Raw genomic sequence first — 14,889 nt, 5'->3', positions numbered from 1 at the left:
TATGTCCGAGGCCTTTTTGAGGATCGAGGGGTTGCAAAAGACCCATGGCGCACCGAATGCCCGGCCCACGCCGGTGCTGGCGGGCATCGATCTGGCGGTGGCGCGCGGTCAGATCGCCTGTGTGCTTGGACCGTCGGGCTGTGGAAAATCGACGCTTTTGCGCCTCGTGGCTGGCCTCGAGTCGGCCGACGCCGGGGCTGTGTTCGTCGATGGCCGCGAGGTGCGCGGTCCCGGGCTCGACCGCGGACTCGTCTTTCAGGACCATGCGCTGTTTCCGTGGTTGAGCGTGCTCGACAACGTGCGCTTCGCGGTCAAGGCGCGCTGGCCTCGGTGGAGTCGCGAACGTGTGCGCGCACACTGCCTGCGCTACCTGGGGCTCGTCGATCTACTGCCAGTCCTGGACAGGCGTCCGGCGGAATTATCGGGAGGGATGCGTCAGCGGGTAGGCGTGGCGCGCGCGCTTTCCATAGAGCCCAAGGTCCTGTTGCTCGATGAACCCTTCGGTGCCCTGGATCCCCGTACGCGCGCGGGTCTGCAAGATGAGCTGCTCGATCTGTGCGCGACCTTGACGCAGACGGTGCTGGTCGTAACCCACGATGTCGACGAGGCGATCCTGCTCGGCGACATGATCCTGTTCATGCGCGGGGCGCCCGTGGGCGCGCGTGCCGAGATCATCCCAGTGGGGCTTGCTCGGGCGCGGCGCGCCGCGACCTTACATCGCGAGGTCGGCTACGCGGCGCTGCGCCATCGCCTGCTCGACATCCTTCTCGAACACCCGGCCGTTTACGGGTCCGCCCCCGAGTCTGGGTCGGCTCGCGGCGTGGCCGCGTCCGGCGTTGATGCCCCCAACCAGGAGACGAGTCATGACAAGATCGGACGTAACGGAACGTATCATCGAGGCCAAGCGCCAAAAGGGCCTCAGCTTCAAGGCCTTGGCGGAGAAGGTGGGACGCAGTGAGGTGTGGACCACGGCCGCCTTGCTGGGCCAGATGGGCATGGGTGAGGCCGAGGCTCGGGCCGCCGCGCAGGCCTTGGGCCTGGACGCCGAGGCCCAGACCCTGCTGCGCGAGAGCCCGACCAAGGGCTCGCTCGATCCGCTCGTGCCGGTGGATCCGCTCTTGTATCGGTTTTACGAGATCCTGCAGGTCTATGGCACCACTATCAAGGCCTTGATCCACGAAAAGTGCGGCGACGGCATCATGAGCGCCATCGATTTCGAGATGGCCATCGAGCGCGTTGCCGACCCCAAGGGTGATCGCATCAAGGTCACGATGAACGGGAAGTTTTTACCCTACCGCGTCTGGTAGACACAAGGAGGTTCCATGATGCCGATACTCGTAAGTCCCCGCGATCTCGCATCGCTGCCCGGGCCCCGGGTGATCATCGACACCCGCGACCCGGCCGCCTATGCCGCCGGCCATATCCCCGGGGCGGTGAACATTCGCGACATCTTCACCTATCTCGCCACCTCCGATCCCGCCGGACTCACCGATCTCGCGACCCGGTTTGCCGCCCTGTTCGGCGCGGCCGGCCTTTCCGGGGCCGAGACCGCCGTGATTTACGAGGATGCCATGAATACCGGCTATGGGCAGTCCTGCCGTGGTTATTTTCTGCTGCGCTCCCTCGGTTATGGTCGCGTCCATGTCCTGCATGGCGGCTATCGTGCATGGCTGCAGGCCAGTCTGCCAGTGAGCGTCGATGCGCCACCCGTAAAGCCGCAGGTCTTTCCCCTGCGGCCTGCCTTCGAGACGTTCATGGCGACCAAGGAAGAGGTGCTTGCCGCGCTCTCGCGCCCCGAGGTCGCGATCCTGGATGTCCGCGACCGGGATGAGTGGGAGGGCGCAAGCTCATCACCCTACGGCGTCGACTTTTGTCCACGCAAGGGGCGTCTCCCGGGTGCGGTGTGGATCGAATGGTATCGGCTCATGGAGGAGCGCGAAGGGGCGATCGCCTGGTTTCGTCCGGCGGCGGAGATCCGCGCGGCGTGCGCCGAGGTCGGGATCACGCCCGATTCCGAGGTGATTGTCTATTGCTTCAAGGGTGCGCGCGCCTCGAACGCGCTCGTGGCCTTGCATGAGGCGGGTATCGCGCGTGTCAGGGTCTATTTCGGCTCCTGGAACGAGTGGTCACGTGACGCGACCTTGCCGATCGTCCCCGGCATCGCCGCATCGCCGCCGTCGGCCGGCCTGGCGGTGACCGCTTAAGGCCCATCGGTCCTAGTTGCCGCGCGCCTCGCGTAGCAGGATCGGCTTCAGGTTGAGACGTGCCAGGATATGGCGGGCGTGCGCGATCGCGGTGCGTCGCAGGGGCCCGATACGGACGCGGTAAAAGGCCCCGCGCCCACTGATGCTGACCTTTTCGATATAGGATCCGAGGCCGCGCAGCGCGAGCTCGGCGCGTAACCGGCTGGCATCGGCGATATCGGGAAACGAGGCGGCCTGCAGGATGAAGCGTCCCTTGACGATGGACGCAGCGTGCGGCGCCGCGTTGTTCGTCGGGGGCGCCTGCGCGCCGGCCGCCACCCCTTGGGTGTGCCGAGTTAATGGCCGCGCGGTGGCATGCATCTCGGGGAGGATGGTGTAGAAGTCGAACTGGGTGGCGGCCGGCAGGCCCGGGGCCGGCCCCTTGGGTTTGGGGGCCGGCGGTGGCGTCAGCACGGTAATGGGCGCATGGACCGGCTTGGTCGCGACTGCCGGCCGCGCCGGCGGGGCCTTGCGGACGTGATGCGCAATCAGGAGCCCCACGAGAAGGCCCGTGATGAGCGCAACCCCCGCCGCCACCCACGGCCTGCCACCCCCGGACCGTGCCCCCGGGCGCCGGCGCCGGTCGGCCACCTACATGACCTCGGGGGCGCTGACCCCGAGCAGGCTAAGGCCGTTGGCAAGGATCTGACGGGCCGCCGCGATCAGCGCCAGGCGCGCGTCGCGCAGTGGCGGATCGACGCTCAGGAATGCCTGGGCGTTATAGTAGGCGTGCAGGTCACCCGCCAGGTCGCGGAGATAGTAGGCGATCTGATGGGGCTCGCGGGCCGCGGCGGCCTCATCTATGACATCGACAAAGCGCCCGAGGGTCCGTTGGAGCACATGCTCTTGCGGGGCATCGAGCAGGGTCAGGTCGGCGTGGGCGAGGTCTGGTGATGGCAGACCGCGCTCACCGAGCTGGCGGAATACGCTGCATATCCGCGCATGGGCGTACTGCACATAATAAACGGGATTGTCATTGGACTGTGACTTGGCGAGGTCCAGATCGAAGTCCATGTGCTGCTCGCTCTTGCGCAGCACATAGAAGAACCGCGCGGCGTCGTTGCCGACCTCGGCGCGTAGCTCCCTTAGCGTCACGAAATCCCCGCTCCGCGTGGACATCTGTGCGCGCTCGCCGCCCCGGTAGAGGATGGCGAATTGGACGAGCAGGACCTGCAGGCGGTCGGGGTCTTCCCCGAGGGCCGCAAGCGCCCCCTTCACGCGCGGCACATAGCCGTGGTGGTCGGCCCCCCAGATGTCGATGAGAGCGGTAAAGCCGCGCTCGCACTTTTCGAGGTGATAGGCGATATCGGATGCGAAGTAGGTGGCCACGCCGTTTTCTCGTACCACGACCCGGTCCTTCTCGTCGCCGTAGCGGGTGGCGCGAAACCACAGCGCCCCGTCTTTCTCATAGACCTCGCCGCTTGCCCGCAGGCGCGCCAATGCGCGCTCCACGGCCCCGCTTTCCACCAGGCCCCGCTCCGAATACCAGCGATCATAACGTACGCCGAATGCCGCCAGATCCTCCTTGATGTCGGCGAGCATCGCATCCAGGCCAAAGGCATGCACGATCCGGTATTGCGCACCGAGGGCCTCTTTCAGGCGCGCGATCCAGGCGTCCATGAGCGCGTCGGCGTCGAGGTCGGGGCGGGCGATCAGGATGTCTGCGATCGGGCGCTGCAGGCCATCGCCCAAGGCGCGCGCCAGGGCCCGCCCAATATCGGCCACATAGGCCCCGCGGTAGCCGCTCTGTGGAAAAACGATCTCCTCGCCGCCGGCCTCCATGTAGCGCAACCACACGCTCAGCGAGAGGATGTCCATCTGGCGGCCGGCGTCGTTCACGTAGTATTCGCGCTCCACCTCATGGCCGGCACATGCGAGCAGGCGGGCGAGCGAGTCTCCATAGGCCGCGCCCCGGCCGTGACCGACGTGCAGCGGCCCATTGGGGTTGGCCGACACGAATTCGATGAGGATCTTGCCGGGTCGTGCCGCAAGCCGCCCATAAGCCTCCTGCTCGCGCAGCACGGCACGTACGACCTCGTGGAATGCGGAGCGCGCCACGAACACGTTGAGAAAGCCGGGGCCTGCGATCTCGATGCGCTCGATAAGAGGCGACCCCCGAGGGCGCTCTTCAGTTCCTCGGCGAGCGCCCTCGGGGCGCGACCCGCGGCCTTGGCGGCGGCGAGCGCGAAGTTGGTCGCGAAGTCGCCGTGGCCGTCCTGGCGGGGGCGCGCGATCTCGGGGGCCGGCAGGCCTGCCGGCAGACGCCCCTGGGCGACGAGCGTCGTTACGGTGTCCTGGAAAAGGGCGGCGAGGGCGCGTTTCACGTCAAGATCCTGTGCAGAGAAGCCGCATCTTATAGAGGCGGGGCGCCGCCGCGCAAGGGCGGGCGCCCAGCGCACGGCCACGCCGTCTCCCGGTTACGATCCGAGCAGTTCTTCCAGTTCGCGAATGCCGGCTCGATGCATGGGTCGGCCGTCGATCGGCGAGACCGGGAGCTCGCGTATCGCCTCCAGGCTTAGGACATAAAGGGCAAACCCGGTCTCTCCGGCCACGAACCGGAATACCGGCACCAATGCCGTGCGCGCATCGTTATAGCGCAACCGTCGTTCTTCCATGACGTACGGGATCCCATGGCCGTCCAGAAACAGGCCCAGATCCTCCGGCGCGGGGGCGGCCAGATGCAGCTGGACCTCGGGAAAGCGCGTGATCGCGCCGCTTAGGACCTCGCCCACCAGTTTCGGGGAAAAGTCGCGCAACAGCGTCATCGCCTCCAGGGCATTGGCGCGCAACTCGCGCACCACCGCCCGCGAGTCCTTCTGAAAAAGTTCAAGATGTTGTTTCAGGGCGGCCTCGATCTCGGCATTGCCCGGCCAGTTCTTGTCTTCGGGAAGGTTCAGGCGATGGGCAGCCTTGCGTTTCGCGGTCTGGTAGTCGCGAACGCCATCCTCGGCCATGATGCGCGCGGCCTCGATCACGATCTTTTGTCGCACCGCCGCCTCGGCCGCGCGACCGCGCGGCCTGGTGGCGCGTGTATGGCGTCCCATGTCAAAAGAGTCCGCTGCTGCGAACGCTCTGCGCGGGCCCGGGCACACCCCGTTGCCCCCCCTTCTTGGGCACCGTTCCCTTTATGAAATACTCGCGCATCGCGGCCGGGTTCGTCTTGCTACAGGGCAGTCCAGTATGACGGTTGATGATGGCCGTTACGATACCGCGCGGCCTGGCAAACGGGGTATCCGGCCTCCCCGCCAATGCCGCACCCATGTATTGGACCCAAATCGGGAGCGCCGCGTGGGCCCCCACTTCATAATGGCCGAGGGATTTCGGGACCGGGAAGCCCACCCACACGGTGGTTTCGAGATAGGGGCTGAATCCCGAAAACCAGGCATTGCGTTCGTGGTTCGATGTCCCGGTCTTGCCGGCGATGTCGATGCGCTTTAGGGAAAGCGCCAGCTGTCCGGTCCCCGAGCGGATCACGCTTTGCATCATGCTGGTCATGATAAAGGCATTCTGCGGGCTGATCGCCTGGACCGCGAAGTGCGGCGTGCCGTGAATCGCGACACTGGCGCCCGGTGGCGGCGGCACGACCAGGGGCTTGGCGCGCCAGATGGTCTTGCCGCGCTCGTCTACGATCTTGCGGATGAAGTACGGGCGTACCCTGAAGCCGCCGTTCGCGAACACGGTATAACCGCGCGCCATCTCGAGCGGTGTGAGGGTCGCGCTTCCCAGCACGAGCGAGAGGCTGTGTGGGAGCGCGGAGGCCTTGAAGCCGAAGCGCTCCGCATAATGCACGGCATAGCGTATGCCCACGGCGCGCAGGACCCGGATCGAAACCAGGTTGATCGATTGCGCGAGGCCTACGCGCATGCGTGTCAGGCCGCGGAAGTGGTCCGAATAGTTGTGGGGCCGCCACAGTTCGCCGTGCGCGCCGCTCAAAGCGACGATCGGCGCGCCGCTGAACAGGCTCGCCGCCGTGTAGCCCTTGGCGATGGCCGCCGAATACACGAAGGGCTTGAAGCTCGACCCCGGCTGGCGGTAGGCCTGGGTGGCATTGTTGAAGTTGTCGTAATAGAAGTCGAAGCCGCCGACCAGGGCCGCAATCGAACCGTCGTGCGGCCGCAGCGACACGAGCGCGGCGTACGGACGGGGGATCTGAGACAGCGCCCATACGCCCGGACCGACATGGTGCACGTAGATGACATCGCCCACCTTCAGGATGTCACTCGCCTGCTGGGGTGCATACCCTTCGGCATTCACCGTGATGAACCGCGCCGCCCACGACAGCCCCTGCCACCCGATGTGCACGGTACGGCGGTCGAGGTCGTAGGCTGTTACCGAGTGATAGCCGACGGCGGTCACGATCGCCGGAACAAGCCCGCCGACCGTGGTGTAGTGGCGCAGGTCGCGGCGCAGGCGGTGCCGGGAGGTTGTGGCAGTCACCGGTACCACCGCGGTCGGGCCATAGTAGCCGTGACGAATGTTGTAGGCGAGTAGGCCGTCTTCGACGGCCTGATCGGCGGCCTCCTGCTCCCGGGCCCCAATCGTCGTATAGACCCGGTAACCACCGTCGTAGGTCTTCTTTTTCCCGAAATGCTTGATCATGTATTCGCGGACCATCTCCGCGACATAGGGGGCGTCCACATGATAGTGGATGGTGTGTGCGCGTGTCGCGATCGGTGCGGCGTCGGCTTGCGCGTACTGGGCCTTGGTGATGTCTCCCAGCGCCAGCATGCGCGTCAGCACATAGTGACGGCGGGCGCGGGCGTTATGCGGATGATCGATCGGGTTGTCGAGCGATGGGGCCTGCGGGAGGCCCGCGAGCATCGCGAGCTGTGCGAGATCAAGGGCCTTCAGGGGCTTACCATAATATACGTGCGCCGCCGCCTCGAACCCGTAGGCGTGATTGCCGAGAAAGATCTTGTTCAAATACAACGTGAGGATCTGGTTCTTGGTCAATTCCCGCGCGATCTTGAACGACAACAGGACCTCCTTGATCTTGCGCGTGAAGGTCTTGTGCGGGCTCAGGAAATAATTGCGTGCGACCTGCATCGTGATCGTGCTCGCGCCTTGCGCCTTGCGTCCGGTGACGATATCGACCCACGCGGCGCGGGCGATTCCGAGGAGATCGATCCCGGGGTTTGTATAAAAGGAGCGGTCCTCGGCCGCGAGCACCGCCTGGATAAGGGCGGGCGGGACCTGCTTGAGGGTCACCGGCATGCGCTCCTCGTTGCCAAATTCGGCAATCAATTGTCCGTGACGGGCCAAGACCTGCAGGGGGGCCTTCAGGTGTTTGCGCAGGATGTTGTGGACGGGAGGCAGTGTGGGTGCGAGCACGATCGCCGTCACGGTTGCTGCGAGGACCCCGGCTGCAAAGAGTCCGAAGAAAACGAGCAGCAACCGGAACCCGAGCCGGCGTTTCAGGGGCGCGCCAGACGTAGATGAAGGGGCCATAATCTCTCAAACCAGCAGGATGCGTTCCAGTATAAGGGTAAACGTGAGAAGGCCAAAGCATTGGCATACCGCCAATCCCTGATCTATAGTTCATGGCAGCTCATCTAAAGAGCGACGTACCGGGCATAAGTTCCGGAAAAAGGGAGGAAATTGCGTCTTTTCAACCGCAAAAAACCGCCGCTCGTCGGCCTGGACATCAGTACCTCGTCGGTTAAGGTCCTGGAGTTGAGCCGTAATCAGAGCCAGTATCGCGTGGAACGCTACGCCGTGGAGCCCATGCCGCAAAATGCGGTCATAGAGCGCGCGATTGCGGATATCGAGCAGGTGGGCGCGACCGTGGATCGCGCTATGAAGCGTTGCGGGACAAAATTAAAACGCGTTGCGGTGTCGGTCCCGGCGAGCCAGGCGATCTGCAAGACCACGCGTATGTCCGCGGCGCTCAGCGAGTCGGAGCTCCAGACGCAGATCGAGATGGAGGCCGAACACCACATCCCCTACCCGCTCAATGAGGTGAATGTCGATTTCCAGGTGACGGGGCCGACCGAGGACAACGCCGAGGAGGTGGAGGTCCTGATCGCCGCGTGCCGCAAGGAGGTGGTGGACGACTACCTCGCGGTCATCCAGACGCACGGTTACCAACCAGTCATCGTCGACCTCGAGACCTATGCGATGGAAAACGCCTATGGCCTCCTTGCGGAGCACATGGCGGGCGGCGGCATGGAAAAGACCGTCGCGGTCTACGACATCGGCGCGACGAGCATGACGCTGAATGTCATGCACAATAATCGCTCGGTCTATATCCGCTCGCATAGTTTCGGGGGGCGTCAGCTGACCGAGGAGATCCAGAGGCGCTACGGGCTCTCCTATGAGGAGGCGGGGCTCGCCAAGAAGCAGGGCGGGCTCCCCGAGAACTACCAGTCCGAGGTGCTGCGGCCATTCCTCGAGGCCTTGTGCCAGGAGGTCATGCGCTCCCTGCAGTTCTTCTACTCCTCGAGCCCTTTCAACAAGGTCGATCTCATGTTGCTCGCGGGTGGCTGCGCGCAGATCCCGGCTGTCGAAAAGCTGCTGGCGGCACGTGTGGGTGTGCCGGTGGCGATCGCCAATCCATTCGCCGGCATGACGCTCGCGCCACGCATCAAGCCGCAGGTCTTCGCCAACGAGACCCCGTCCCTGATGGTCAGTTGTGGGCTCGCGCTGCGGAGCTTTGATCCATGATGCGGCTCAATCTTCTGCCGTGGCGTGAACAGCGCCGCAAGGAGCTCGACAAGCGGCTCATTCGCGACGCGGCGCTGGCCTGGACCGGCGTTCTGGTCGTGCTGTTCTATATCCATATGCAGCTTGGCGATGTGGTGGCCCATCAGCAGGCGCGCAATGCCTATCTGCAGCAGCAGATGACGCTCATGGCGGCCAAGATCCATAAGATTGCCTTGATCAAGAAGAAGCGCGCGGCGTTACTGGCGCGCATGCATGTCATTCAGAAGCTGCAGATGGACCGCATGATGATCGTGCATAGCTTCAACAGCTTGGCGCGCGATGTCCCTCCCGGCGTGTATCTCACGTCTCTTGCGCAGAAGGCCGAGTCGTTCACGATCTCCGGCGTCGCCCAGTCCAACGAGCGTGTGTCGCAGTTCATGCGCAATCTGGCCACCTCGCCGTGGTTTACGAACCCGGTCCTGGATGTCATCACCGTGAAAAGGAGTGGCACTGGGCATTTGAGTTTCTTTACGTTGACTGCGCAGGGCAAGGGCATGGCGCCCGTCAAGAAGCCCGTGGCGGGGAGGGCATAGCCGTGGATTGGCGGCAGACGATCGAGGATCTGAAGGGCGTCGACCTCAACAATCTGGCGGCATCCCCGTATTCCGTCAAGGTCGTGGGCGTTGGTGTGTCGTGCGTATTGCTGCTGCTCGCCGGCTACTGGTTTTTCATAAGCGGGCAGATCCACACCTATGATGGCCTAAGGACCCAGGAGGTTGCGCTCAAGCAGCAGTTCCTGCAACAGAAGATGGAGGCCGCGCAACTGCCCGCCTACGAGCAGCAGATGAAGAAGATGAAGGTCATGTTCGGGGGGCTGTTGCAGGAGCTCCCGAACACGACCCATATGCCGGAGTTCGTGACCGAGGTCACGCAGGCGGGCAAGAGCAGCGGTCTGCAATTCGCGTTGTTCAAGCCCGAAAAAGAGGTACCCAAGGATTTCTATGCCGAGCTCCCGATAGCGCTTACGGTCGCCGGGACCTATGAGCAGCTCGGCCATTTTGTGGGCGACATTGCCGCGTTGCCGCGCATCGTGACGCTCGGTGACGTCAAGGTCACGGCCAAGCAGGGGGACTTTCTGTCGATGTCCGTGACCGCCAGGACCTATCGTTATCTCAAGCACCGGTATACGAAGAAATGAGGATGCGTCTATCGTTCATGGCCGTGGCCTGCGCGCTGCTTGCCGGATGCTCCGGGGGGGGAGGCATGGCACGCCTCCAGCAGTTCGTCGCCACCGCCGATGCCGGATACCGTCCCCCGGTCAAGCCGGTCCCGAAGATCCCGGCCCCGCACATCGTGGCGTTTAAGATGCATCACCACATCGATCCGTTCGAGCCGTTTGCCATGCGCCTGCCGGGTCGCGGCCCCAATCCCGATCGCCACCTCCCCAAGGGCCCGCTGCAGCGTTTCCCCTTGGACGCCCTCACGATGGTCGGGACCTTGTCCGCCGGCCCCAAGCTGTGGGCCCTGGTCAGGACCCCTGACCATTCGACCCACCGCGTGCAGGTCGGCAGTTACATGGGCGAACACTACGGCAAGGTTGTGCGCATCACCGCCCATAAGATTCACCTCGTGGAAACCGTCGCCGGCCCGACGGGCTGGGTAAAGCAGCCCGTCACCTTGGTTATCAAGTAAAGGGAACCCACCATGATCAGACTTAAGCTCGCCGCCATCGCCTTCGCGCTCTCCGCGTTCGCCATGGCTGGGGCCGCCACCCTCACCGGGCTTTCCTGGACCACTGCGGCCGGCAAGCCGGCCCTGCGGCTTACGATCAGCGGCCATCGCCGCGGGCGACTCGAGGTCAGGCGCCACGGACGGCTTTTGCGCGTCCACCTGCGCCGTACCACGCTTGGGCCCCATGTCCGGGATCTCTCCGGATCGGGCACGGTCAAGGGGGTCTATCCATACCTCGCCGACCACGGTCACGGGGTGGATGTCGATGTGTTGCTGACGAAGCGCGGACGGATGCATCTGACGCGCACCTCCTACGGCTACGAGGCGGTGCTGACCGGGGTCACAGGCGTGGTGCCCGCAAACACCCCGGTGACCCAGTCGGTTGCGGCACGCCCCGCGGCCCAGCCGGCGGTGAAGGCCCAGCCGGCGGTGGTCAACGCGGCCGCCAATGGCCCGAACGTCCTGCAAAAATTGAGCTATTTTGCGTTTCCGGGGGACAGGATCGAGCTCCATCTGGTGACCACGAAGCGTCCCGAGGCACCCTCGGCCTTCGTGCTGACCAAGCCCGCCATGGTGGTGCTCGACGTCCCCCATACCGTCATCAAGCCTTCGCTTGGCGAATTGCAGGTGGGCGCCGGCGATGTCCGCAATGTGGCCGCGGTCGAGGCCAACGGCATGACCCGCATCGTGATCCGTCTGGTGAGTCCCGCCGCCTACCGGGCCTACGTGAGACCGCACGCCATAGACGTCATCGTCGCGAGCCCCAACACCCATATCGCGCAGGCCGCCATCCCCAAACCCAAGACCCCGGTCCTGCCGCCCGGACCGAATCATCGCCCGCGCTATCGGCTGCGCGCGATCACATTCCATCGTGGCCGTGACGGGGCCGGTAAGGTGCAGATCAAGCTGTCGAGTTCGAACGTGGCGGTGAGCGTCCATAACCGCGGCCATCGCATCATCCTCACCTTCCACGACACGGCGGTCCCCAAGGCCGAACAGCGCAAGCTCATCGTGACCGACTTCGCCACCCCCATCAATACCATCCGCACGTTCCAGGATGGGCGTTCGGCGCGCATGATCCTGCACACCTACGGCCATTACACGCAAATGGGCTATCAGGCCCAGCGCGGCTTCTTGATGCGCGTGACACCGGTCTCCCGGCATGCCTACCGGGTCCTCGAGCGTAAGAAGAACAAATACGCGAGCCGCAAGATCTCGCTCGATTTTCAGCACATCGGCGTACGCGCCGCCTTGCAGGTACTCGCCAACTTCAGCGGCCTGAATTTCGTGACGAGCAGCGCCGTCCACGGGACCCTTACGCTGGAGCTGCACGACGTCCCCTGGAAGCAGGCCCTGCATCTCATCCTGCGGACCAAGAACCTCGGCATGGAGCGGCGCGGCAATATCATCCTGGTGGCGCCGGCCGCGCAGATGGCTGCGGAGCGTGAGGCGCGCCTCAAGGCGCGCGCTGAGGCCCGCAAGCTCGAGCCCTTGGAGACGGTCTTGATCCGCATGAATTACGCCAAGGCCTCGGATATCGCCGCGCTCCTCAAGTCCACGCGCACGGTTGGTGCGCAGACGAGCAATATGCCGTTTAGCTCGGTGACCTACAGCAAGCAGACCACGGAATCGACCTCGCTGCTGTCCAAGCGCGGTCAGGTGACCGTGGACAAGCGCACGAATTCCCTGATCATCCAGGATACCCCGCAGCGTGTCCGCGCCATACGCCGGTTGATCGCGAAGCTCGACCGCCCGGTGCGTCAGGTGTTGATCGAGGCGCGACTGGTGGAGGCCAACGACGGCTTCAACAAGAGCCTCGGGGCGCAGCTCGGTCTCAATTATTCCTACAGCACACCGTCGACCTCGATCTCGAGCTGTCCGGCGGCACAGTGCGCCGGGTCCGGCCAGTCGACCGCCCCGGGCCTGCCCTCCAGCACCGCGGGCACGTTGTCGAATACGAGCATAGGGGCGTTTAACGTCAATCTGCCCTCGGTGGGCGTCGGCAGCTCCCTACCGGCGACCTTTGCATTGACCGTCGCCAAGATCGCCAGCAACAATCTTTTAAATCTCGAGCTCTCGGCCTTGCAGGCGGAAAACAAGGGCAAGATCATATCGAGCCCGCGCCTGATCACCGCCAATGACCGCAAGGCCGACATCAAACAGGGCGAGGAGCAGTTCTTTAATCTCGGTTTCGGCCAGAGCATGCTCCAGCAGGCGGTCCTGGGTCTGTCAGTGACCCCCCGGATCACGCCCGACAACCGTATCATCATGACCGTGAAGATCACCGACAACAGCTTTGCGAATGCGGTTGCGGGGACCCTAGACGAGAAGAGCCTGAAGACCCAGGTACTGGTCAACAATGGCCAGACGGTCGTGATCGGCGGCATTTATCAAAACAGCCGTCTGCGCACGGTGACCAAGGTACCGTTCCTGGGGAACCTGCCGCTGCTGGGCTCCCTGTTCCGCAATACCCTGGTCAACAACACGCGTTCGGAGCTGCTCATTTTCCTGACGCCGCGCATCCTCGCGCCGTCCTTGTCTCTGCAATCCGGTTGATTTATGGCCCTCATGCTGGCATAACGCCCGCATGAGGGTAGGGGACGAGCGGATATTTCTGGTGGGCCCCATGGGGGCCGGGAAGTCGACCATCGGGCGTTGCCTGGCCGAGCGTCTGGGGCGGGAGTTTTGCGACTGCGATCAGGAGATCGAACGGCGGACCGGGGCCAGCGTCTCGCTGATCTTTGCCGTCGAGGGCGAGGCCGGGTTCCGCCGCTGGGAGGCGTTGGTGTTGGAGGATCTCGTGTGCCGGCCGAATCTCGTCTTGGCCACCGGCGGTGGTGCGATCCTGGCCCCGGGCAACCGCGCGCTTCTGAAGGCGCATGGTAAAACCGTCTACCTGCACGCCGATTGGCAGACCCTGTGGGAGCGCGTGCGTCGCGACCGGCATCGACCGCTTTTGCATACCGAGGACCCGCAGGCGCGGATGGCAGCGCTCATGCGCGAGCGCGATCCGTTGTATCGCGAGGTCGCTGATCTCATCGTGGATACCGACCGGCGGGCGCCGCATGTCGCCGCGCGGCTCATCGTGTGCGGCCTAAAGAGGGTAAGCGGTGTCGACGCTGAGGCTTGATCTTCCAGGCGGGGGCTATCCCATTCATATCGGTTCCGGTGTGCTCGGGTCCGCGGATCTGCTGCGGGCACCGGTCTCGGGGGATCGCGTGGCGATCGTCACCAACGAGGTCGTAGCCCCCCTGTATCTCGCGCGATTGACCGAGGCGCTCGCACCCTTCGATCCGGCGGTTGTGATCCTGCCTGACGGGGAGACGCAAAAGGCCCTGGGCACGATCGATCGCGTCGTGGGTGCGTTCCTTGAGGCGCGCTGTGATCGGGCCACCACGATCTTTGCCTTAGGGGGCGGGGTGGTCGGCGATATCGCAGGCTTTGCCGCCGCCGTCTATCAGCGCGGCGTACCGTTCGTGCAGGTCCCGACCACCCTGTTGTCGCAGGTGGATTCCTCGGTAGGGGGCAAGACCGGCGTGAACCATGCGCTCGGCAAAAACATGATCGGCTGCTTTTATCAACCCAAGGCCGTGATCATCGACACCGCCACCTTGGCGACGCTCCCCGATCGCGAGTTGTCGGCGGGACTGGCCGAGGTCATCAAATACGGGGCCATAGGAAACCGCACCTTCCTTGAGTGGCTCGAGCAGAACATGGAGGCGCTCCTGCGCCGCGATCCGGGCGCCTTGGCCTATGCCATCGAGACCTCGTGCCGGGACAAGGCGCGCGTGGTCATGGCCGACGAGCGCGAGGCCGGGGTCCGGGCCCTGTTGAATTTCGGTCACACCTTCGGTCACGCCATCGAGGGGGCCATGGGCTACGGGCGCTGGCTGCACGGTGAGGCGGTCGCGGCCGGCATGCTGATGGCGGCGCGTCTCTCGGAGCGGTTGGGGTGGCTCGCCGCCGGTGAGGGCGAGCGCCTGCGCGCGCTCATTCAGCGGGCGCGCCTGCCGCTTGCGCCGCCCGCCATCGCCCCGCAGCGCTTTTTGGAACTCATGGCCGTAGACAAAAAGGCCACTCGCGGGCGGACACGATTCGTGTTGTTGCGGGCCCTGGGGGACGCGTTTTTGACCGATGACGTCCCCGAGGAGGCGCTCATGGCGCTCCTGAACGCCGGCGCCTAGCGCCGATGCGCGGCGATCCGCCCCTGTTGTGACAGGCCGGACCTTGCGACATCTGCGGGGCCGGGCAGTATACTGATTAGTCTTCTCGC

General features: G+C 64.6%; 13 protein-coding genes and 1 pseudogene. 10 read left to right on the top strand and 4 right to left on the bottom strand.

Going from position 1 to position 14,889, the window contains the following annotated elements; translation table 11 throughout:
• Position 1: 1 nt before the first annotated feature.
• The 3 genes from C4900_RS14635 to C4900_RS14625 are packed head-to-tail and all read left to right on the top strand — an operon-like array spanning position 2 to position 2,204.
• Positions 2-958 carry an ABC transporter ATP-binding protein gene (locus C4900_RS14635; protein ID WP_114283333.1) on the top strand — a complete coding sequence of 319 codons (957 nt, stop codon included), beginning with the start codon at positions 2-4 and terminating at the stop codon, positions 956-958.
• Positions 864-1,307, top strand: coding sequence for a cyanase (gene cynS, locus C4900_RS14630; RefSeq protein WP_065971315.1), 444 nt, complete (start codon positions 864-866; stop codon positions 1,305-1,307). Before C4900_RS14635 ends, cynS begins: the two co-directional genes overlap by 95 nt.
• Before the next feature lie 15 nt (positions 1,308-1,322).
• Positions 1,323-2,204 carry a sulfurtransferase gene (locus C4900_RS14625; protein WP_114283332.1) on the top strand — a complete coding sequence of 294 codons (882 nt, stop codon included), beginning with the start codon at positions 1,323-1,325 and terminating at the stop codon, positions 2,202-2,204.
• Positions 2,205-2,216: 12 nt separating this feature from the next.
• On the opposite strand, the gene C4900_RS14620 is transcribed toward C4900_RS14625, so the two are convergent.
• The 4 genes and pseudogenes from C4900_RS14620 to C4900_RS14605 all read right to left on the bottom strand — a co-directional run bounded on the left by C4900_RS14620 (position 2,217) and on the right by C4900_RS14605 (position 7,691).
• Positions 2,217-2,780, bottom strand: coding sequence for an SPOR domain-containing protein (locus C4900_RS14620; protein WP_147267201.1), 564 nt, complete (start codon positions 2,778-2,780; stop codon positions 2,217-2,219).
• 54 nt (positions 2,781-2,834) lie between these two features.
• Positions 2,835-4,567, bottom strand: a pseudogene (argS, locus tag C4900_RS14615) (arginine--tRNA ligase).
• 93 nt (positions 4,568-4,660) lie between these two features.
• Positions 4,661-5,233, bottom strand: a complete 573-nt coding sequence (locus C4900_RS14610) for a hypothetical protein (RefSeq protein ID WP_170132555.1) — start codon at positions 5,231-5,233, stop codon at positions 4,661-4,663.
• Positions 5,234-5,288: 55 nt separating this feature from the next.
• A complete protein-coding gene (locus C4900_RS14605; protein ID WP_114283329.1) occupies positions 5,289-7,691 on the bottom strand; it encodes a penicillin-binding protein 1A in 2,403 nt (800 codons plus the stop codon).
• A 150-nt stretch (positions 7,692-7,841) separates the two neighbouring features.
• On the opposite strand from C4900_RS14605, the gene C4900_RS14600 reads away from it, so the two are divergent.
• From C4900_RS14600 to aroB, 7 genes are read left to right on the top strand one after another with little or no spacing between them, the layout of a single operon-like run.
• A complete protein-coding gene (locus C4900_RS14600) occupies positions 7,842-8,906 on the top strand; it encodes a pilus assembly protein PilM (RefSeq protein WP_065971360.1) in 1,065 nt (354 codons plus the stop codon).
• Positions 8,903-9,478, top strand: coding sequence for a PilN domain-containing protein (locus C4900_RS14595; RefSeq protein ID WP_065971359.1), 576 nt, complete (start codon positions 8,903-8,905; stop codon positions 9,476-9,478). Before C4900_RS14600 ends, C4900_RS14595 begins: the two co-directional genes overlap by 4 nt.
• A 2-nt stretch (positions 9,479-9,480) precedes the next feature.
• Positions 9,481-10,083 (top strand): type IV pilus inner membrane component PilO, encoded by a 603-nt coding sequence (locus C4900_RS14590; protein WP_065971358.1) that lies wholly within the window; start codon positions 9,481-9,483, stop codon positions 10,081-10,083.
• Between the two features lie 2 nt (positions 10,084-10,085).
• Positions 10,086-10,577: a pilus assembly protein PilP gene (locus C4900_RS14585; protein WP_065971357.1), complete on the top strand. Its 492-nt coding sequence runs from the start codon at positions 10,086-10,088 to the stop codon at positions 10,575-10,577.
• Between the two features lie 12 nt (positions 10,578-10,589).
• Positions 10,590-13,172, top strand: a complete 2,583-nt coding sequence (pilQ, locus tag C4900_RS14580) for a type IV pilus secretin family protein (protein ID WP_065971356.1) — start codon at positions 10,590-10,592, stop codon at positions 13,170-13,172.
• A gap of 31 nt (positions 13,173-13,203) precedes the next feature.
• Positions 13,204-13,746 (top strand): shikimate kinase, encoded by a 543-nt coding sequence (locus tag C4900_RS17020; RefSeq protein WP_170132554.1) that lies wholly within the window; start codon positions 13,204-13,206, stop codon positions 13,744-13,746.
• On the top strand, positions 13,727-14,800 hold the full coding sequence (aroB, locus tag C4900_RS14570) for a 3-dehydroquinate synthase (RefSeq protein WP_065971354.1): 1,074 nt from the start codon (positions 13,727-13,729) through the stop codon (positions 14,798-14,800). Before C4900_RS17020 ends, aroB begins: the two co-directional genes overlap by 20 nt.
• Positions 14,801-14,889: the final 89 nt, after the last annotated feature.

This window comes from Acidiferrobacter thiooxydans (genome assembly GCF_003333315.1).
In the GTDB taxonomy this organism is placed as follows: Bacteria; Pseudomonadota; Gammaproteobacteria; order Acidiferrobacterales; family Acidiferrobacteraceae; genus Acidiferrobacter; species Acidiferrobacter thiooxydans.
The sequence above is the reverse complement of the archived record's forward strand: the minus strand, read 5'-3'. Positions and strand labels throughout refer to the sequence as shown.

Bases quoted from the DNA above. Each gene is read 5' to 3' on its own strand.
- C4900_RS14635 (WP_114283333.1), top strand. From the start codon at position 2: ATGTCCGAGGCCTTTTTGAGGATCGAGGGGTTGCAAAAGACCCATGGC.
- cynS (WP_065971315.1), top strand. From the start codon at position 864: ATGACAAGATCGGACGTAACGGAACGTATCATCGAGGCCAAGCGCCAA.
- C4900_RS14625 (WP_114283332.1), top strand. From the start codon at position 1,323: ATGATGCCGATACTCGTAAGTCCCCGCGATCTCGCATCGCTGCCCGGG.
- C4900_RS14605 (WP_114283329.1), bottom strand. From the start codon at position 7,691: ATGGCCCCTTCATCTACGTCTGGCGCGCCCCTGAAACGCCGGCTCGGG.
- C4900_RS14595 (WP_065971359.1), top strand. From the start codon at position 8,903: ATGATGCGGCTCAATCTTCTGCCGTGGCGTGAACAGCGCCGCAAGGAG.
- C4900_RS14585 (WP_065971357.1), top strand. From the start codon at position 10,086: ATGCGTCTATCGTTCATGGCCGTGGCCTGCGCGCTGCTTGCCGGATGC.
- pilQ (WP_065971356.1), top strand. From the start codon at position 10,590: ATGATCAGACTTAAGCTCGCCGCCATCGCCTTCGCGCTCTCCGCGTTC.
- C4900_RS17020 (WP_170132554.1), top strand. From the start codon at position 13,204: ATGAGGGTAGGGGACGAGCGGATATTTCTGGTGGGCCCCATGGGGGCC.